This window comes from Actinopolyspora lacussalsi subsp. righensis (assembly GCF_900116555.1).
GTDB lineage: Bacteria > Actinomycetota > Actinomycetes > Mycobacteriales > Pseudonocardiaceae > Actinopolyspora > Actinopolyspora lacussalsi.
Genome location: NZ_FPAT01000001.1, coordinates 28,083 through 46,948 on the forward strand (window position 1 = coordinate 28,083; position 18,866 = coordinate 46,948).

16 protein-coding genes and 1 pseudogene are annotated in these 18,866 nt (G+C 66.0%); 11 read left to right on the forward strand and 6 right to left on the reverse strand.

What is annotated here, in order from left to right:
* Positions 1–242 precede the first annotated feature (242 nt).
* Complete coding sequence (locus BM394_RS00125; protein WP_245779871.1) at positions 243–995, reverse strand: NPP1 family protein; 753 nt, start codon at positions 993–995, stop codon at positions 243–245.
* 412 nt (positions 996–1,407) lie between these two features.
* On the opposite strand from BM394_RS00125, the gene BM394_RS00130 reads away from it, so the two are divergent.
* The gene (locus BM394_RS00130; RefSeq protein ID WP_092972541.1) at positions 1,408–1,662 is read left to right on the forward strand and encodes a hypothetical protein; all 255 of its coding nucleotides are present in this window, start codon (positions 1,408–1,410) and stop codon (positions 1,660–1,662) included.
* Positions 1,663–1,701: 39 nt separating this feature from the next.
* Here BM394_RS00130 and BM394_RS00135 read toward each other — a convergent pair whose 3' ends face one another.
* A complete protein-coding gene (locus tag BM394_RS00135) occupies positions 1,702–2,925 on the reverse strand; it encodes an MFS transporter (protein ID WP_217643256.1) in 1,224 nt (407 codons plus the stop codon).
* Positions 2,926–3,218: 293 nt separating this feature from the next.
* Here BM394_RS00135 and BM394_RS00140 point away from each other — a divergent pair, with 293 nt between their 5' ends.
* Complete coding sequence (locus tag BM394_RS00140) at positions 3,219–4,031, forward strand: metal-dependent hydrolase (protein ID WP_175529892.1); 813 nt, start codon at positions 3,219–3,221, stop codon at positions 4,029–4,031.
* A gap of 36 nt (positions 4,032–4,067) precedes the next feature.
* Here BM394_RS00140 and BM394_RS00145 read toward each other — a convergent pair whose 3' ends face one another.
* The 3 genes from BM394_RS00145 to BM394_RS00155 are packed head-to-tail and all read right to left on the reverse strand — an operon-like array spanning position 4,068 to position 6,325.
* On the reverse strand, positions 4,068–5,267 hold the full coding sequence (locus tag BM394_RS00145; protein ID WP_092972548.1) for a hypothetical protein: 1,200 nt from the start codon (positions 5,265–5,267) through the stop codon (positions 4,068–4,070).
* Positions 5,264–6,034 carry a bestrophin-like domain gene (locus tag BM394_RS00150; RefSeq protein WP_092972550.1) on the reverse strand — a complete coding sequence of 257 codons (771 nt, stop codon included), beginning with the start codon at positions 6,032–6,034 and terminating at the stop codon, positions 5,264–5,266. The genes BM394_RS00145 and BM394_RS00150 overlap by 4 nt, the downstream gene beginning before the upstream one ends.
* Positions 6,035–6,325: a helix-turn-helix domain-containing protein gene (locus tag BM394_RS00155; RefSeq protein ID WP_092972552.1), complete on the reverse strand. Its 291-nt coding sequence runs from the start codon at positions 6,323–6,325 to the stop codon at positions 6,035–6,037.
* A gap of 553 nt (positions 6,326–6,878) precedes the next feature.
* Between BM394_RS00155 and BM394_RS23570 the strand changes: the two are divergent.
* From BM394_RS23570 to BM394_RS00185, 6 genes and pseudogenes are all read left to right on the forward strand, one after another.
* Positions 6,879–8,293, forward strand: a pseudogene (locus BM394_RS23570) (family 2B encapsulin nanocompartment shell protein).
* Between the two features lie 4 nt (positions 8,294–8,297).
* Positions 8,298–10,442, forward strand: a complete 2,145-nt coding sequence (locus tag BM394_RS00165) for a terpene synthase family protein (RefSeq protein ID WP_092972554.1) — start codon at positions 8,298–8,300, stop codon at positions 10,440–10,442.
* A gap of 96 nt (positions 10,443–10,538) precedes the next feature.
* Positions 10,539–11,936, forward strand: coding sequence for a family 2B encapsulin nanocompartment shell protein (locus BM394_RS00170; protein ID WP_245779872.1), 1,398 nt, complete (start codon positions 10,539–10,541; stop codon positions 11,934–11,936).
* Positions 11,937–12,008: 72 nt separating this feature from the next.
* A complete protein-coding gene (locus BM394_RS00175; RefSeq protein ID WP_217643257.1) occupies positions 12,009–13,049 on the forward strand; it encodes a family 2 encapsulin nanocompartment cargo protein polyprenyl transferase in 1,041 nt (346 codons plus the stop codon).
* A gap of 418 nt (positions 13,050–13,467) precedes the next feature.
* Positions 13,468–13,935 carry a hypothetical protein gene (locus tag BM394_RS00180; protein ID WP_092972558.1) on the forward strand — a complete coding sequence of 156 codons (468 nt, stop codon included), beginning with the start codon at positions 13,468–13,470 and terminating at the stop codon, positions 13,933–13,935.
* A gap of 74 nt (positions 13,936–14,009) precedes the next feature.
* Complete coding sequence (locus tag BM394_RS00185; RefSeq protein WP_092972560.1) at positions 14,010–15,572, forward strand: ArnT family glycosyltransferase; 1,563 nt, start codon at positions 14,010–14,012, stop codon at positions 15,570–15,572.
* Positions 15,573–15,626: 54 nt separating this feature from the next.
* Here the strand turns inward: BM394_RS00185 and BM394_RS00190 are convergent, their stop codons facing one another.
* Entirely contained in the window at positions 15,627–16,127 is a 501-nt protein-coding gene (locus tag BM394_RS00190) for a hypothetical protein (RefSeq protein ID WP_139235102.1), read from the reverse strand.
* Positions 16,128–16,281: 154 nt separating this feature from the next.
* Between BM394_RS00190 and BM394_RS00195 the strand changes: the two genes are divergently transcribed.
* The 3 genes from BM394_RS00195 to BM394_RS00205 are packed head-to-tail and all read left to right on the forward strand — an operon-like array spanning position 16,282 to position 18,823.
* Entirely contained in the window at positions 16,282–16,557 is a 276-nt protein-coding gene (locus BM394_RS00195; protein WP_245779873.1) for a FeoA family protein, read from the forward strand.
* 5 nt (positions 16,558–16,562) lie between these two features.
* A complete protein-coding gene (locus BM394_RS00200) occupies positions 16,563–17,411 on the forward strand; it encodes a FeoB small GTPase domain-containing protein (protein WP_092973558.1) in 849 nt (282 codons plus the stop codon).
* Positions 17,408–18,823, forward strand: a complete 1,416-nt coding sequence (locus BM394_RS00205; protein ID WP_092972566.1) for a nucleoside recognition domain-containing protein — start codon at positions 17,408–17,410, stop codon at positions 18,821–18,823. The genes BM394_RS00200 and BM394_RS00205 overlap by 4 nt, the downstream gene beginning before the upstream one ends.
* Positions 18,824–18,866 lie beyond the last annotated feature (43 nt).

Here is an 18,866-nt window from a genome sequence, read left to right on the forward strand (position 1 = left end):
GCGAGCGAAGACTCGTCAGCTGCCTGCTGGAGTCCGTTCATGGCCCGACAGCGGGCGCAGCCTATGATCAGCTCGCTCGTGTCGGAGAAGTCTACGGTCGAGCACCGACAAGTGTTCGTCACCGGACCGGCACCTTCGACGACAGAATCGGATGCGTGATCGACTGTGACCGGTGACTTCGAGTTGACCACGGACGAACTCCGGGCCGTGGCGCGTTCAGCTCCGCCGCTGCAACGCTCGGGTCACGCGTAGGGGTCGAAGGGAATCCCCTCCGGTTTGGCGTTGTTGAGATTGTCCTCGAAGGCGCCGTCGCTGATCGCGAGGCTGGCGCTACCGAAGTCGGCACCGGTCAGGACCGAACGCGTGTCACCGGGAAAACGGTGCCAGCTCACCAGGTCCGGGTAGTGCCAGTCGTTCCAGTGATTCTCCGGTTGTTCGTCCTTGCCTGCCGCCCGAAAGGCGTGGGTGCCGAGCCCGTCCTTGTGGTAGACGACTTTGGCGTGGGTGCCGTCGTCCCAGCCGACCTCGGAGGCGGGGTGCACGTTGTAGTCACCGTGTGCGGAGGTGGCGACGTAGCGGGCACTGCCCTCGTGCACCCACACCACCACGTGCTCGATGTCGTGCCGGTGGCCGAAGGCGTCGAGTCCCGGAACCGCCTGGTCCTTCTGGAAATACATGTCGTAGAGATAAGCTTGCCACCCGTTGTTGCGTTTGGCTCGGGCGTAGACATTGGAGTTTTCCAGGTCGGACGGATCATGGCACTGACCGTCCAGCGCCCCGGAATTGTCCAGTCCCCCGTTGAGGGTCCCGTTCACCCCGATGGCCACACTGGGATAGCACCCGTCGCCGTCGTAGTCGAAAGCGGGCGCCCACTTGGCGTCCTCGGCGGCGAAGTCGGCCGGAATCTCGGGCGGGACCTCCTCGGCAAGGGCGGTGCCCGGCAGAGCGAGCAACAGCAGAACCGTTCCGCCCACGGCCGAGAACAGCTTGGACACTTGCCTACCGGCTCCTCCCCGATCGATCGGAAACCGGGTTCGACGACGTGACTTCGGCGGGGCCGAAGGGACACTCGTGCTCGTCGCTGGTGCGCTGCGGTGCATACGATCCCTTTCGGTTCGTTGCGGTGGCGACGAGCAGTGATCGTAACCATCGTGGGGGACTCACAGGGCATGTTTCGCTGAACGAAGTTTGACCGGACACCGTCGAAGAACCGACATGTTGTGGACGCGTTGCCTCGTGCGGGACGCGGCGAACGACAGGCCGGTCGCTGGTTAATCCGAGTGGTGTGCGGAACCCGGCGTCGCTCGGTGATACGTTGCCGCCTGCTCGGTCGGTGGCGCCCGGTGGTTCCGCCGACCGGCCGGGGCGGGCACGGGACCGGCACGACAGGCGGAAAGGAACATCGGTATGACCAAGAACGAGATCATCGAACGATGCCGGTGGGCACGCGACCACAACGAGAGCCATCCGTCACGGCAGTGGCCGATGGGTGAACAGCTGGCGGTGGCGCTGGTGCTGCGCGACCGTTCGTGGCTGGACTCGACGAACCACACCACCGAAACCGCCACCGACATGGTTTGCGAGCGGGCCGGGCTGTCGGCGTTCGAATTCACTGGTTGGCTCAACGACATCCGTGCCGCCCTCGAAACGGAGCAGCGTTGATTCACGGCAGCTCGCCGGACGAGGAACCGGCTACCATCGTCAACCGCGTTCGAGTGCTTGCTCGGCCGGGTGATTCGGAACTGTGAACCGCCGCAGCGGTCGGTTCGTCACCGCGAGAGCGAGAATCCCCAGACCGCAGCAGAGCGCACCGGATACCGCCGCGAACGTGGCCGAGGTGGCCGCTGCCACGAGCCCACCCCGGAACTCGCCGAGATCCGGCCCGGAGGCACCGACGATGTTGTCCACCGCACTGATCCTGCCGCGATGGGAGTCCGGGATCGCCAGTTGCACCAGCGCACCCCGTGAGATCACCGAGATCGTGTCGGCGGCTCCACCGAGCGTGAGACATCCGAGCAGCAGCCACAGTTGCTGACTCACGCCGAAGCCGGTCAGGGCCACCGCCCAGACTCCCGCCGCGGTCAGCATGACCACTCCCGGGCGAGGGAGCCGTGTGATCGGGCCGGAAGCCAATCCCGCAGCGATGCCTCCCAATGACAGGGCGGACCAGAACAGGCCGAGCGTCTCGGGACTTCCGCCGAACCGCTGTTCGTTGATCATCGGGAACAACACGGTGGGCATGGCGAGGACGGTGGCCAGGACATCGGTGAGGAAAGCACCGTGCAACTCGGGCCTGCTCGCGACGAAACGCAGTCCCGCCCTGATCGTAGCCGGTTCCCGGAGCCTCCCGCCGGATTCCGGAAGCATGGTCGGCAGGCGCAGCACAGCGTAGAACGCTGCCACGAAAGTCACCGCATTCAGCAGGTAGCAGCTCTCCACTCCCCTCACGGCGATGAGTACCCCCGCGACGGCGGGCCCCGAGAGCATGGCCACCTGCGTGCCGAGGTGGTTCAGCGCCATCCCGGCGGTGAGTTGTCGGTCCGGCAGCAGTCGGGCGGTGAAACTCCTGCGGGCGGGAGCGCCGGTGGCACTGCAGCTCTCCTGCGCGGCGACCAGCATCAGCAGCAGCCACCACGAGTCGAGACCTGCCAGTGCCTGTAGGGTCAGCGCTCCGGCGCCGACGAACTGTCCCGAGGTGGTCAACAGCACCAGTCGCCTTCGATCGACGGTGTCGGCCACCACCCCGCCGAGCAGCCCGAACAGTACCGCCGGTACGGCACGTGTGATCCCCACGCTGCCCACCGCCAGCGAGCTACCCGTGCTCTCCCAGGTTTGGTACAGCACGGCCACGGTTGTCAGCTGCCCACCGAATACGGACAGTGTGCTACCTGCCCACCAGCGGCGGAAAGCGGCGTTGCACCGCATCGGACGAGTGTCGAGCAGCCTGTCGCAGACGTTCATGGAAGTTCGCCCTCAAGGGGTCCGACGAAGTCCCGAGTCGTTACCGGGTCCGGCAGTGCCACCGAAGGACCGCGTGGTGACACGCGGCGCGACACAGTAGCACTCTTCACAGTGGTCCGGAGCCGCCGCGGCTCCCCACCGAGTAGCACCACCGCGGGTGTGATCTTGTTTCTGCCGGGCCGATTCCGGCCCGGCCGGCGGCCCGCTGCTCGGGCGCTGGCTCGCTCCGAACGCGACGAAACGGTCTTTCTGCGATGATGAACGGTGCGCACGCCGCCACGGGCCTGTTGACCGGCACCACGGTGGCCAGCTTCGCCCAACCCACCCCACCGGGAGTAGCCCTGGGTGCGCTGGCCGGGGCGGGGGCTGCCTTACTGCCCGATATCGACCACGACCAGTCCACCATCACCAAATCCGCCGGTCCTGTCACTCGAGGGACGGCGGAGCTGTTGCAGACGCTGGCCAGGTGGGCCTATCGCCGTACCCGCTTACCTCACGACCCCAGGGCTTCCGGCAAGACCGGCGAGCATCGAGGGCTCATCCACACACCGGTTTTCGCGCTCCTGGTGGGGACGGCGCTTGCCGGTGCCACACTGGCATCGAAATGGGTGGGCATCGTGGCGGTGTATGTGCTCACCAGTGCGGCGCTGCGTTCGCTGCGTTGGTCGTTGCCCACTCGGGTGCGTGGCACGCTGCAGCTGCAGCGTCATGCCGCACCGCCGCTGTACGCCCTGCTGGCTACCGGGCTGTTGGTGTATGTCCATGCCGTCGCCGACGCCGGTGTGTGGCTGGGTGCGATCGTGGCGCTGGGGATGATCGTGCACAGTGTCGGGGACGGGGCCACCAATTCGGGGATCCCGTTCGTGTGGCCGTTCAAACGTGCCTGCGATCGGTGCCGCCGCGGCACCGGTTGTCCGGGCGCCAGGTGGGACCGGCAACACGTGCTTCCCGAATCGCTGCGGTTTCCCGCCGGCGCGGGCATCGAGAAGTTCGTCGAGACCGGATGTCTGGTGGTCGCGGCGTTCGTGGCCTGGCCCACCCTGACCACGCTGTTGACGGGACCGGCCTGACGCGGGCCTCACGGGTGGTTCTCGAGCGCGGAAGAGTCAACGTAGTCGCCGCAGCACGACTCCGGAACCGATGATCAGCAGTAGCGTGGCCAGCACCCACTGTCGTTTGGTCTCCGTGTCGAGGGACCGCACGGGCCTACGCTGTGTCGGGACGGGTAGAGCGGTCGCGTTCGGTGGGCGGGACTGTGGGACGGAGGTGCTCGGCGGCCGAGACGAGGGGGACGGTCGTGGTGTACTGCTCCGGCTCGGCGTGTTGGTGGGGGGCTGTGGGGTGGTCACCCCTGGAGGGGTTCCGGTGGGTGGGGACGGTGTGGTGGTTGTTTCCGGTGGCGTCGACGGTGGCCGGGGCGGCGTGACGGACGGCGGGGGCGTGGGTGGTGTGGGTTGTGGTGCGGTGGGAAGGCACCCTGCCGCGTCGTTGTGGTGCAACGGCTTGCTCCGTGCCAGTTCGACGGTCTCCGCGGGATCGGCACCGAGCCGGTAGAACCTGCTGTGGCCGGCCACGTTGTCGGCGACGACGTAGCGGCCCCCGTCGTCGGTGATGACGATTGCTCCGTACGGGGCGGGTGGGAGTGCCACCGGCTCGGTGGAGACAACCGTTCCGTTGTCGGCGGCGAGTTCGAGCAGCACCGCTTCGTGCTGGTAGTTGGTCGTCACGGTGAGCAGTGTTCCGTCGGAGGTGATGGCGAGATCGCCGATCGGCAGCGGAACGAGCCACGGCGCCAACCACGTGACGTGGGTGACGGACAGATATGTGGCGCTGTCGGGGTCGATGTCGACGGTGTAGAGCCGATGCCGGGTGACGAGATGCCACTCGTGCCCGTCGACGGCTCCCGCCCGGATCTCGCCCGTCCACGGTGGTGGCACCCGCGGAGCGAGGTCGCGTAGCGGACCGAGATCGTGCGTCGTCCCCTGACGGTCGACGGTGATCACTCTCGTGTCCCGGAAGGGGAACGTACCGGTGCTGCTGAGCCCGTAGGCCTTACCCTGCGCGGCGGAATAGCCCAGTGCCTCGACGGGGCCGGGAGGTGGCGGCAGTGCCTCGGTCGTCATGCCGGGCAGCGTGACGCGCCGAAGCGTGGTGGCCGCTCCGAACGTACTCGTGACGTGCAGCAGTGAGCACTCCGGTGCCGCGACGCGCTCCTGTGCCACCACGACCGGGGGCGAGAGGCACAGCAGTGCCAGCGTGGTCAGCAGCGCGGGTATCGCCCGCGGACTGCGGCGACGCACCCTCATCGATCGGCACCGAGCCGTTCCAGCGCCCAGCGGAACGCCTCCGGATCGATCCGGGAATCACCGGCGAACGGATTCTGCAGGTGATAGATCGCGAACACCAGCAGTGCGAGGGTGCCCGCCAGGGTGGACACGATCATGACGTGCGGCATCAACCGCGTTCCCCCGAACAGGTTCGGCAGCAGCACCACGAGCACGCTTCCCAGGACGAGAACGAACCAGACCACCGTGGACACGTCGCGGTTGAAGGCCATGTTCAGTCGGTCCTGTCGCTGCTGGTGGACCGTCCGGAGACGATCCAACGCCTCGGCCTTACGGCCCTCCTGCCACTCACCGCTGGCGGGAGCGTCGAGAACGGCCCCACGTATTCGCTCGAGCTGGTTCCAACCGTTGCCGGAGATGTCGTTGTCACGCCGCATACCGGGCCATTCCTCGTCGATGACCGTGTTGGCGTAGGACTGGCTGAGAGTGCGGACGCGCTCGGCGGTGTCGCCCGGCAGCGCTTCGGCCGCCCAGGAAACGGCGACCAGGCTCTGTGCCTCCCGGTACGCCCCTTCCCGCGCCACGCCCACCGCGTCGAAAAGAGTCACCATGACGAAAGCCAACACTACGGCGTGCATGCCGCTGACGATGACGAACACCTGACCGGCCGCGTCGTTGTTTCCGGGCCTGCCCTCGTCCAGTCCGAACCGGCGCACCGCGTATCCGATCAGCCCGGCCGAGACCGCCGCGGCGATGACCCACAGCAAACCGCTGATGTAGGTATTCATTCACGTTCCCGTACGTTGGTCGTCGCGATGTGCTGTCGCGGCGCCGCGTCGGGTGAGCTCGTTGACCGGAACCGCCGCTGTTTCCGGAACGAGCAGTTCACCGATCTCGCAGTCGAGTGCGGCACAGATGATGTCCAGGTCGGACAGTTTCAGACTGACCGGTGTGCCGGACCACAGTCCCGACATCTTGCCCGCTGAGACGGTCAGCCCGTACTCGGCCAGTCTGTGCTGCAGCTCCCCCGCTTTCCAGATACCCCGATGCGCGGCCACCAGCCGCAGATTCCACTTCAACTGTCACTCCTTCGTCGGATCACGAAAGCATTCCCTGTTCACAGAACCGGAGGAAATCTCGGAAATCCCGAGAACCTCGCACCGGATAAATGTCGAACATCATCGGACATTAATAGCGACTGATCCCGCAGTTGGCAAGCGCTCCCCCGGAAGGCGCAAGGATGTTTTCCTCCCTCGGACGGAGCATCACGAGGACCGTCCGAACGGTCCATGTTGCGACGTTCGATGCCGCGAATCACAATCGCTCCCCACGCGAACCCGCACTCGGCGGATTGCCGACTACACTGTGTGCTGATCAAGCGGCTAATTCGGTGAAATACAGCTAACAACACAGGCCACGGAAAGAAGCCGAATCCTTCCACTTTCGAGTGACTTTAAGCTGCTCGCCTGTGCTGTTAATCTCGTGATCGTCCGGCGTTGAAAAAAGTTTCCGTCTTCGATGGATCTACTTCCGGGCGTGCAGGGAATACAGGCAGGTCGGGACGGAAACTGGATCCGGATTTTCGGTTTTTCTCACTACTGTTTCGACGCTGTGTGCGACAAGATTGGTGGAATGGACGTGACCACGGTGGATCCGACCGGAGCGGACACGTATTCGCGGCTGAGCCTGGGAACCGAGGCGGCTCGCAATTTGGCGACGACGACGAAGTCGGCGCCGCAGATGCAGGGCATCACCTCGCGGTGGTTGCTGCGGATGCTGCCCTGGACCCAGGCCAACGGTGGTGTCTACCGCGTCAACCGGCGGTTGACGTATCAGCTGGGGGATGGGCGGTTGACGTTTACCAACACGGGGGCGCAGGTGCGGGTGATTCCGCAGGAGTTGCGGGAGTTGCCGTTGCTGCGCGGGTTCGACGACGAGTCGACCCTGTCGGCTCTGGCCGACCGGTTCGTTCAGGAGGAGTACCAGCCGGGAGACCTGATCACCCAGCGAGGCGGAGCCGCGGACCGGGTGGTGTTGTTGGCGCACGGTAAGGCCAACAAGATCGGTCCCGGTGAGTACGGCGACGACAGCGTTCTCGACGTGCTGGCCGACGGCGAGCACGTAGGTGCGCACGTGCTCGCCGACGGGGAGACGAACTGGGAGCACACCGTCAAGGCCATCACTCCCTGCACCGTGCTGAGTCTGCCGCACCACACGGTTTGGGAAATGCCCGCTGCCGACGAACTGCGTTCCCACATCACCGCCGCCGCGCAGAGCCCACAGCGCCCGAGCAACGCGCACGGTGAGGCGTCGATTGATGTGGCGTCGGGTCATTGGGGTGAGTCGTTGTTGGCGGGGACGTATGTGGATTATGAGGTGGCGCCGCGGGAGTATGAGTTGAGTGTGGCGCAGACGGTGTTGCGGGTGCACAGTCGGGTGGCTGATTTGTATAACCAGCCGATGAATCAGACTGAGCAGCAGTTGCGGTTGACGATTGAGGCGTTGCGGGAGCGTCAGGAGGAGGAGCTGGTCAATAATCGTGAGTTCGGGTTGTTGCACAATGCGGATTTGTCGCAGCGGATTCACACGCGGACCGGTCCACCGACCCCCGACGACCTCGACGAACTGTTGGCGTTGGTGTGGAAGGACAAACACAGGAATTCTTCCTGGCGCACCCGCGCACCATCGCCGCGTTCGGCAGGGAATGCAACCGACGGGGGGTCTATCCCCAAAGCATCGACATCAACGGAAACAAAGTCCCCTCCTGGCGCGGTGTCCCCATTTTCCCGTGCAACAAACTGCACGTCAGCGACACCCGCACGAGCTCGATACTGCTGATGCGCACCGGCGAGCAGAACCAGGGCGTCGTCGGGCTGCACCAGACCGGCATACCCGACGAGTATCAACCCGGACTATCCGTGCGGTTCATGGGTATCGACGACAAGGCCATCATCTCCTACCTCGTCAGCGCCTACTACTCCGCGGCCGTGCTGGTCCCCGACGCACTCGGCGTCCTCGAACACGTCGAGATCGGACGTCAGGACTGATCGTATGCGTCCCTTCGAACTTCCGGATTTCTACACGCCCCACCCCGCCCGGCTGAATCCGCACGTCGACTCCGCCAGGACACACACCACACGGTGGGCCCGGGAAACCGAACTGCTCCACCAACCCCGAATCGGCCCCTCGGCCACGACGATTCCCGACGAAACCGAATTCGACGACCACGACTACGCCCTGTTGTCCGGCTATGCCCACCCGGACATCTCGGCATCGACACTGAACCTGCTCGCCGACTGGTACGCGTGGATGTTCGTCCTCGACGATCAGCTGCTGCCCCACGACGAGCACACCAACCCCTCCGCGGAAGCACGACGACACGTACAGCGGCTCCTCGGATTCCTGCGAACCCACGCAGCGCCCGCTCCGGAGCCGAACACACCACTCGAACGCGGGTTGGCCGAGTTGTGGCAGCGTACCGCCGCGACGGCCCCGCCCCGGCTGCTGCGACGCCTGGCCGCCGAGACCCGCCTCCTGCTGACAGCACGAGTACGACAACCGTCCCGCACAGTCACCCCCGCCCCCAACCCCGTGGACCATCTCCGCGACAGCCGCCACTCCAGCGGCGCCCGCTGGGTGGCCACACTGGTCGAGTACACCCTCGGCAGCTCCCTACCACCGGACGTGGCCCGCAGCAGGCCGGTACGACTGCTGCGGGAGTGCTTCGCCGACGCGCTACGACTGTGCAACGACCTCTTCTCTTACCAACGCGAAACCCGGCAAGAACGAAAACGTGACAACACGGTACTGAGTATCGAACGTTTCCTGGAATGTTCACCCCAGCGAGCCGCTGATATCGCCAACGCGGTGCTGACCCGACGGATACATCTGTTCGAAACCACGCTGCACAGCGATCTGCCCACCCTGCTCACCGAACACGCACTACCCGAACAGCAGCGCACAACCGTGTTGGCCTATGCCGACGGGCTGCGTGACTGGTTGGCCGGCGCGCACGAGTGGCACTCGATGTCCACTCGCTACATGAACACCGGACCGATCCACACCACTCGGATACGGCAACCCGCCGGCCTCGGTTTCACAACCGCTGTCCACGACACTCACCCGGTGGACAACACCGGCCCAGCGGTGACATCAGGCGAGACCCGACGGCGGTGGGAACTTCCCTCGTGGAGCGCCCGAAGCCACGACACGAACCGGACCACCACGAATCCGCTGCTGACACGGTTGCGGTCCCGCACCGCGATCTGGGCCCAACGGCACGGGATCCCCGAGAACGCACTATCGAGCACGACACACACCAACGATTACGCCCTGCTCGCGGCCAGAGTGCTACCCGACGGAGGAGAGACCGAGCTGGCTCTGATCGCCGACTGGAGTCTGTGGGCACGGTTCGTCAACGACGATGCTCACCGACAGCGGCATCGGCCTTGGCCACGACTGGCCGAATTCCTGCCCCCCGATCCCGGCGACATCCCAGCCACCACCGAACCGGTCGAACAGGCACTGGCCGAACTGTGGACCCGCACCACCACGATCACCCCGACACGGGCACAGCGTCGTTTCCGACAACGCATCCGGAAGTTCCTGCATCACACGGCGGATGAGCCGTTCGAGCCCGCCGGAAGCGAGCCCGCCGATTTCCTCGCCCCGCTGGAAACGCCGCACCGAACCGCCCGAGCCCACCTTCGGCTGGCTCTGACCGAACTGCGGTTGGGCCCGGACATACCACCAGGAGTGCTACGCAGCCCCGCGATGCGTTCACTGCGGCAGGTCTTCGCCGAGATCACGGCACTGCACGAGGACCTCGTCATCACGCACCACCGCGGCCGGCGTGAAGCCCCGGTGGCAGCGATACCCACACCGAGACGAGCGCACGACGAGCGAAGGCACCACGCCGTGAGCGTACTGACCGATCTGCTTCACACACGGCAGCGACGATTCGAGTCCCTGCTGAACCGAGACATCCCCGAGGCCCGTGCCGAGTACCGGCTCTCCCCCACTGCCGGCAGGCAACTCGACGACTACCTCGACGGTCTCGCCCACTGGATCACCGGTGAGTTGAGTTGGCTGCTGGAAAACGAGCGACACAACCTCAACCCCGCACCCGCGACCCGGTCGCCCCAGCATCGGCTGCCCAGCACCGACCATCCCACCGTGGATGCCTTCCCGGCATAACCATCACTGCCGCCCCGGCCGCGTGCGCACCCTCGTACGCGGCCGCACACCACAACGCACGTTTTTCGCATTCGAGCAGATTGGTAACCGCGCATCGTGACTGTTTCCGACCCGGACACCGCCGTTTCCCCCGAACACTCCAGTCTCACCGTCGAAGCCGCTCGCAAACTGTCGACCACGACGAAGTCGGCGCCGCAGATGCAGGGCATCACCTCGCGGTGGTTGCTGCGGATGCTGCCCTGGGTACAAGTGGAAGCAGGCACCTACCGCGTCAACCGGCGGTTGACGTATCAGCTGGGGGATGGGCGGTTGACGTTTACCAACACGGGGGCGCAGGTGCGGGTGATTCCGCAGGAGTTGCGGGAGTTGCCGTTGCTGCGCGGGTTCGACGACGAGTCGACCCTGGCCGTGTTGGCCGACCGGTTCACGCAGCACCACTACGACCCCGGACAACTGATCACCGAACAGGGTGAGGTCGCGGACCGGGTGGTGTTGTTGGCGCACGGTAAGGCCAACAAGATCGGTCCCGGTGAGTACGGCGACGACAGCGTTCTCGACGTGCTGGCCGACGGCGAGCACGTCGGACAACGAATCCTGGTCGACGACGAAGTCAGCTGGTCCCACACCATCAAGGCCATCACCCCCTGCACCGTGCTCACCCTGTCCCGACAGGACGCGCGTGAGGTGACCGAACGCTTCGATAACCTGTCCCGATACCTACGACAGGCCGAGTCCCAGCCGATCCCACCCCACAACAAACACGGTGAGGCGTCGATTGATGTGGCGTCGGGTCATTGGGGTGAGTCGTTGTTGGCGGGGACGTATGTGGATTATGAGGTGGCGCCGCGGGAGTATGAGTTGAGTGTGGCGCAGACGGTGTTGCGGGTGCACAGTCGGGTGGCTGATTTGTATAACCAGCCGATGAATCAGACTGAGCAGCAGTTGCGGTTGACGATTGAGGCGTTGCGGGAGCGTCAGGAGGAGGAGCTGGTCAATAATCGTGAGTTCGGGTTGTTGCACAATGCGGATTTGTCGCAGCGGATTCACACGCGGACCGGTCCACCGACCCCCGACGACCTCGACGAACTACTCTCCCGCCGCCGCAAATCGGAATTCTTCCTGGCGCACCCGCGCACCATCGCCGCGTTCGGCAGGGAATGCAACCGACGGGGGGTCTATCCCACGACGACACAACGTGACGGTGTCACCCTGCTTTCCTGGCGCGACGTGCCGCTGCTGCCCTGCGACAAGATCCCGATCAGCGACACCGCGACCAGCTCCGTGCTGGTGATGCGCACCGGTGAGGACAGTCAGGGCGTCGTCGGGCTGCACCAGACCGGCATACCCCACGAATGCGCCCCCAGTCTCAACGCGCGGTTCATGGGTATCGAGGACAAAGCCATCATCTCCTACCTCGTCAGCGCCTACTACTCCGCGGCCGTGCTGGTCCCCGACGCACTCGGCGTCCTCGAACACGTCGGGATCGGACGCTGAACCCTTCGGCTCGACCTCAACCACTCGTTTCGCCACCGGCCCGCGAGCCCCTCCTCGCAAGGGATGATCACCTTGGCCACCGTCGAAGATACCGGCAGCATCCGATCCAGCGCCGAGATACTCGATTCCACCCGTGAATTGGTACTTCCCACCCTGCGCGCCACCGTCGAGCAACTGTCCCCGGCAGCCCGCGCCGTGACCACCTATCACCTGGGCTGGCGGGACGAACACGGCACACCGGTCAACGGCCAGAGCGGCAAGACGCTGCGTTCGGCGCTGGTGCTGCTCACCGCCGAAGCGATGGGCGGTTCTGCCGAGGCGGCCGTGCCCGCGGCGGTGGCCGTGGAGCTGGTGCACAATTTCTCCCTGCTGCACGACGACGTCATCGACGGCGACGAAACCCGACGACACCGCCGTACCGCCTGGGCCGTGTTCGGCTCCGGGGAGGCGATCCTCGCCGGGGACGCCTTGCTGGCCACGGCCACCGACGTGCTCGTGGCCAGCGAACACCCCGCGGCCGCCGAAGCCGTGCGCACCCTCAGCAACGCGGTACACACCCTGATACAGGGACAGAGCGCGGACATGGATTTCGAGCGTCGCCACGACGTCACCCTGGCCGAGTGCGAAAGCATGGCCACCGCCAAAACCGGTTCGCTGTTGGGATGCGCGTGTGCGCTCGGGGCCTCGTTCGGGGGTGCGACAGGATCGCGCGTGGACAAACTACGCGCTTTCGGCGAGTCTCTCGGGCTGGCGTTCCAGCACGTCGACGACCTGCTCGGTATCTGGGGCGATCCGCGGAGCACCGGAAAACCCGTCCACTCCGACCTGCGGGCCAGGAAGAAGACCCTGCCGGTGTTGGCCGCGCTGAGCACCGCCACTCCTGCCGCCGAGCAGTTGCGCACCTTGTACTACCGCGGGCATCCGCTGTCGGCTCCGGAACTGGCCCGGGTGGCCGAACTCGTCGAGTCGGCCGGTGGTAGGCAGTTCAGTCTCGACGAGGCCGATCGGTTGTTGTCGTTGGCGTTGGCCGAGCTGGCCACCGCGGGAACGGAGCGGAGAGCCGGTTCGGAACTGGCGGAACTGGCCCGGGTGGTCACTCGGCGGGATCGTTGACTCGAACGAGGAAGTCCGTTGATCCCCCGCTCGGACACGGGATAGCCTCGCCCCCGGTGGGCGCGGGGGTGCCGTGGGGTCGTGATCGCCACGGTCGCGCGCCTCGTGACCGCAGGGACCGCCCGATGTGTCGGTGTTGTCGACATGGGTACCGAAAGTCGCGGCACGGTCACGGAACACGCCCGACCGCCGCGGCGGCGACAAGAGGTAACAAGTGCCACACTCCCCTGCTTCGAACCGCGCAATACCAGCTCAGCGGGACCTCGAAGAGGTTCGCAGCACCGCTGTGATCTTGCTGTGTCGTTGTCCAGCGCAGACGGGTGGTGCTTTATCGCAGTGTTACCGGTAGGCTCTGTCACACCGGACGGGATCACCCACCGGTGTTACTGACCGTTGCTCCTATCACGAGTCAAGACGGATGACACTTCAAGACGACCGTGCTCGGACCTGGTTCCAGCCCATGGTGCCAACCGAACAACCGCACAGGGATGCCGCAGGCGACACCGGGCCGCTGACCACCCGGATCGAGGGGGAACTCGTCTTCCCTGAACAGCCACCGACCCCGGCTCCCTGGGCGGAACGGCTCGAAGTCACCCAGCCGTTCATCCCCGCGATCCGTGACCAAACTCCGGAGTTCGCCAAACGGTTGACCGCCGAACCGGTGACCGCCGCTCCCCACCCGCCGGACGACTCTCCTACAGTCAGTGCCACGCCAGTGGGAGAACCGCAGTCGTCCGTGCCCAGCGAGACCACCGAAACCTCGACCCCGTCGAACGGAGCCGAGGTCGGACAACCGCAGAAACGACGCAGCCTCGCCCGCCGTGTCGTGCGACGGATCCTCGGCCCGGACCTGCTTCGCAAGGATCCGGCTCCGAAGAAACGCTGAATCGTCTTCGGTTGGGATCGGGCATAATCGGAACGGTCCACACTCGACCGATTCTTCTGTCGTCAGGGAGCGCATTGTCCACAGCACCACCGGCCACGGCCGGCAGAGTCGATACCCTGCCCGCTCCCGGCTCCCGAGACACCGGGCGGTTGCCGTTCGCCGCGGTCTCCGTTGGTGTGATCGCTGTCGTCTTCGCCGTGGTGTGCGCGTTGACCACGGGTCGCTACGGCTACTTCGGGGACGAGCTCTACTTTTTGGCGGCGGGCCATCACCCCGCGTTCGGCTACGTCGACCAGCCCCCCGGCCTGCCACTGCTGGCCAGCGCCATGCAGGCCCTGTTCCCCGAATCGCTGAACGCCCTGCGAGCACCGTCACTGCTGGCCGCGGTCGGCTACATCGTGCTGACCGCGTTGAGCGCCCGCGAACTGGGTGCCACACGCGTGACACAGGCGTGCGTGGCCGGGGTGGCCGCGTTGACCCCACATCTGGTGGCGTCGGCGCACCTGCTGGTGACCTACTCGTTCGACCAGACGCTGTGGGCATGGGTCGTATGGCTGTTGCTCCGCTGGGCACGCCGCCATCACGACGGAGAACCCGCGAATTCGACCTTGGTGGCCGCGGGGGTGGTCACCGCCGTCACGGTCCAGTTCAAACTCCTCATCCCCGTGCTGTGGCTGGTCGTGCTCCCGGTGGCGGTGCTGTTCGGTCCTCGTCGATTACCGCTTCGCCCCGGACTGTGGGCAGGCGGTGCGATCGCGATCGTCTCCGTCCTGCCTGGAGTGTGGTGGCAGGCACGGCACGGCTGGCCTCAGCTGGCCATGAGCCGAGTCGTCGACAGCGAAACCGGCGGTGCGTGGGCGTTTCTCAACGCCTCGGTCAATCAGCTCGGCCCCGCGGGCACGGTATTGGCGTTGCTGGGACTGTGCGGGCTGTTGATCAGCCCGAGGTTGCGTCCATACCGGTTCCTCGGTGTGAGCGCGCTGGTGGTCACGCTGGTGTTCATACTGCTCAGCGGCCGTTCCTACTACACCGCCGGGCTCTACGCCGTGCTGTTCGGTGCCGGTGCCGTAGTGGTGCAACAGTGGTGGTGGCGTCTCGACGCTTCGCGGTACCGGTGGACGCGGTGGTCGCTGCCGCTGATGGCGCTGGGGTGCTGTGCGTTGAGCCTGAGCGCGGCCGTGAACACGCTGCCACTGACCCCGGTTTCGCGGGTCAGTCCTCATAACGTGGTCGTCACGGCCAGCCTCGGCTGGCCCGGCATCACCGAGCAGGTGGCACGGGTCCACCGCGAACTGCCCGACGACGACGTGCCGACCGCGGTGATCACGCATGACTACTGGTCGGCGGGAGCACTGCATCACTACGGGCCGGAGCGCGGTGTTTCCGAGGTCTACAGCCCCAGCCGTGGCTTCTGGTACTTCGGCAGACCCGACGACGCGGTGCGTCGTGTGGTCTACCTGGGTGGCGATCCACAACAACTGCGCCAACTGTTCGGCACGGTCCGTGCGGCGGGATCGGTCGAGAAGGATCCGGCTTTTCGGACCTACTACGACAACATGCGTATCTGGGTGCTGCGGGACCCGAAACTGCCCTGGTCACAGATCTGGCCCCGCCTGCATCACATGAGCCTGTGGTGAACGCCGCGGTAGTCCTCTGCCCGGGGTGGCCCATGAAGCCCACGGGCCGATGCCTCAGTGACCGCCGTCGGGCTCCGCGCAGCCGCCGTCCGAACTCGGGCCCTCGGTCCGTATCGACACGTCGTGGTCATCGATCTCGCCGTTGACGCAGATGCCGTTCCCGGCGCTCGACCAGAAGTGGACACCGCCGGAAACGGCGGTCACTTCACGCGGTCGCAGTCCCGCACGGCGCAGCGCACCGTCCACTGGACCGGGGCTGAGCCACTGGTGATCGTCGAGACCTACCAGCTCGGACCGTAGCAGCGCCACGGGCTCGACGGCCGCTCGTCGCTGCTGGCTGTTCAAGGGATAGCGCTCCTGAAAACCACGGTTCTCGGCGTGCTGGCGGGTCCGGTCCGTCCGCGGTCCCGTCAGCCGGGTCGGTTCGGCCTGGGCGATCGTTCCGGAGGCCGAGGGCGCCTGCGGGGTGATCATCGACGGTGGAAGGCCCGAATCGTCACCCGGGGCCGGTGTGATCCCGCAGCCGGTCAGCGTGAGGCAACCGAGTAATACCAATCGGCGGGTCCATGCTGTTCGGAACACGTACCGATGTTGTCATCGACCACGCCCGGTGTGGGCGAATCGCCTGTCACGAACTGTTTTCAGCATGGCCACCCGGGTTTTGCGTCCCACCTTAACAAGAGTTTTCGGCTCGCCTAAACTTTTGGTTGTGCACGACGTAGCAGTAGAGGGGCAGCAGGTGGCGAGCACGGCCACGACGCTGGACCGACTCAAACGAGGCCAGACGGCCACGGTGACAGCGGTCAACATCCACGGGTCCCAGCGACGACGCCTGATGGATCTGGGGGTGCTGCCCGGGACCCGGATCCACATCGATCGGGTCAGCCCGCTCGGCGACCCCACCGCCTATCTCGTACGGGGCAGTGTGATCGCACTGCGCCGCGAACAGGCCCGCGGTATTCACATCACCGTCGAACAGGAGTGACCACCGTGGCAGAAGACCTACCCGTCCCGAGCGCGAGCCCACCACCCGCCGCGAGCGCGGCATGCGGAACCTGCGTGTTCAACAACGCCGCTCAGCTGCGCACGCTCGGCGTCGACGTCTCCGGACACGACCACGTGGTGGCACTGGCGGGCAACCCGAACACCGGCAAGAGCACGGTGTTCAACGCGCTGACCGGGTTGCGCCAGCACGTCGGCAACTGGCCCGGCAAGACCGTCACCGGCGCCGAAGGGGGATTCGGGTATCGCCAACGACACTACAAGCTCGTCGATCTTCCCGGCACGTACTCACTGCTGTCCGACAGCCAGGACGAGGACGTCGCCCGGGACTTCCTGCTGTTCGGCCAGCCGGACGTGACAGTGGTCGTCGTCGACGCCACCCGCCTGCAACGCAACCTCAACCTCGTGCTGCAGATCCTGCAGATCACCGGCCGGGTGGTGGTGGCGCTCAACCTGGTCGACGAGGCCCATCGGCACGGTCTCTCGCTCGACCAGCGCCACCTCGCACGCGAGCTCGGGGTGCCGGTGGTGCCCATGACGGCACGGAATCGCCAAGGACTGGACACGCTGCTGGAGGCGATCGAACAGGTCGCGCTGGGGACAGTGGCCACCCGGACGCGGCGCGTCCGCCACGGCGACGACCGCACCGAACGCGCCGTCTCCGAACTGGCCGCGCGACTCCGTCGGGACCACCCCGGCCTGTCCAACACCAGGTGGATCGCGTTGCGCCTGCTGGAAGGTGATCCGGGCATCGAACGCGCCGTCACCGACGGCACCCTGGACCGGCTGAGCAGACCGACACCACACGCCGTCTCCTCCGAAACGACAGGGACATGACCAGCTCCTCGATCCTCGACCACGCGGCACGGCTGCGCCACGACCTACCCGAGGGATTCCGCGACGAGGTCGTCGAATCCCTCTACAGCGACGCCGCGCGCATCACCGAAACCAGCGTCACCGAACGCCACGACGGAACGAAACCGACCCTCGACCGCGTGCTCGACCGGGCGCTGACCCACCGGGTGTGGGGGTTCGTGGTGATGGGCCTGTTGTTCTTCGGCGTGTTCTGGTTCACCATCTCCGGCGCCGCGGGCCCGTCGAGCCTGTTGTCGAGTGTGCTGGTCGACTACGGTCACAGCCGGTTGCACGCGCTGGCGGCACCACTGCCGATCCCCGACTGGGCGACCGGGTTGCTGCTGGACGGGGTGTATCTGTCCACCGCCTGGGTGGTGGCGGTGATGCTGCCCCCCATGGCCATCTTCTTCCCACTGTTCACCCTGCTGGAGGACTTCGGCTATCTGCCGAGGGTGGCGTTCAACCTCGACCGGCTGTTCGCCAAGGCGGGCGCGCACGGCAAACAGTCCCTGTCGATGATGATGGGCTACGGCTGCAACGCGGCCGGGGTGACCGCCACCAGAATCATCGACAGCCGTCGGGAACGGCTGATCGCCATCATCACCAACAACTTCAGCGTCTGCAACGGACGCTGGCCCACCCTCATCCTGATGGGCACGATCTTCATCGGGGCGCTCGCCCCGCCCGCCCTGGCGGGCGTGATCGCCGCGGGCAGCGTGGTCACCGTGGCGTTTCTCGGCGTGCTGGTCACCCTGCTGGTGTCCTGGGCGCTGTCGAAAACGGTACTGCGTGGTCACAGTTCCACCTACTCCCTGGAGCTACCCCCCTACCGCCCACCGAAGGTGTGGCGCACCCTCTACACCAGCCTCATCGACCGCACCCTGAAAGTGCTGCGCCGCGCGGTGGTCATGGCCGCTCCAGCCGGAGCGGTCGTCTGGCTGATCAGCAACGTCACCGTCGCCGACGCGAGCATCGCCGCGCACCTGGTGGGCGCGCTCGACCCGCTGGGATGGGTGCTCGGCCTCAACGGCATCATCCTGCTGGCCTACGTCGTGGCGATCCCGGCCAACGAGATCATCATCCCCACCATCCTGATGCTGACGATGACGCTGGGGCCCAACCTGTTCGACGCGCAGCAGGGTGTGATGCTCGAGCTCGGCACTGCCCAGACCCACACGGTGCTGACCCAGGCCGGCGGGTGGACCCTGCTGACGGCGGTGAACCTGATGCTGTTCAGCCTGCTGCACAATCCCTGCAGCACCACCATCCTCACCATCTGGAACGAAACCAAAAGTCCGAAATGGACCACGGTGGCCACGCTGCTGCCGATCGGGCTGGGTTTCGCCGTCACCGGGATGACCGCGACCGTGGCGCGTCTGGCGGGCTGGGCATAGCCACCACCGGTGCGGCGCCCTCGACTTCCCGGCAGGGACGGAC

Excerpts from the sequence above, each read along its gene's own strand:
- BM394_RS00205 (WP_092972566.1), top strand. The coding sequence starts at position 17,408 with ATGACCAGCTCCTCGATCCTCGACCACGCGGCACGGCTGCGCCACGAC.
- BM394_RS00140 (WP_175529892.1), top strand. The coding sequence starts at position 3,219 with ATGAACGGTGCGCACGCCGCCACGGGCCTGTTGACCGGCACCACGGTG.
- BM394_RS00165 (WP_092972554.1), top strand. The coding sequence starts at position 8,298 with ATGCGTCCCTTCGAACTTCCGGATTTCTACACGCCCCACCCCGCCCGG.
- BM394_RS00180 (WP_092972558.1), top strand. The coding sequence starts at position 13,468 with ATGACACTTCAAGACGACCGTGCTCGGACCTGGTTCCAGCCCATGGTG.
- BM394_RS00130 (WP_092972541.1), top strand. The coding sequence starts at position 1,408 with ATGACCAAGAACGAGATCATCGAACGATGCCGGTGGGCACGCGACCAC.
- BM394_RS00145 (WP_092972548.1), bottom strand. The coding sequence starts at position 5,267 with ATGAGGGTGCGTCGCCGCAGTCCGCGGGCGATACCCGCGCTGCTGACC.
- BM394_RS00150 (WP_092972550.1), bottom strand. The coding sequence starts at position 6,034 with ATGAATACCTACATCAGCGGTTTGCTGTGGGTCATCGCCGCGGCGGTC.
- BM394_RS00135 (WP_217643256.1), bottom strand. The coding sequence starts at position 2,925 with ATGCGGTGCAACGCCGCTTTCCGCCGCTGGTGGGCAGGTAGCACACTG.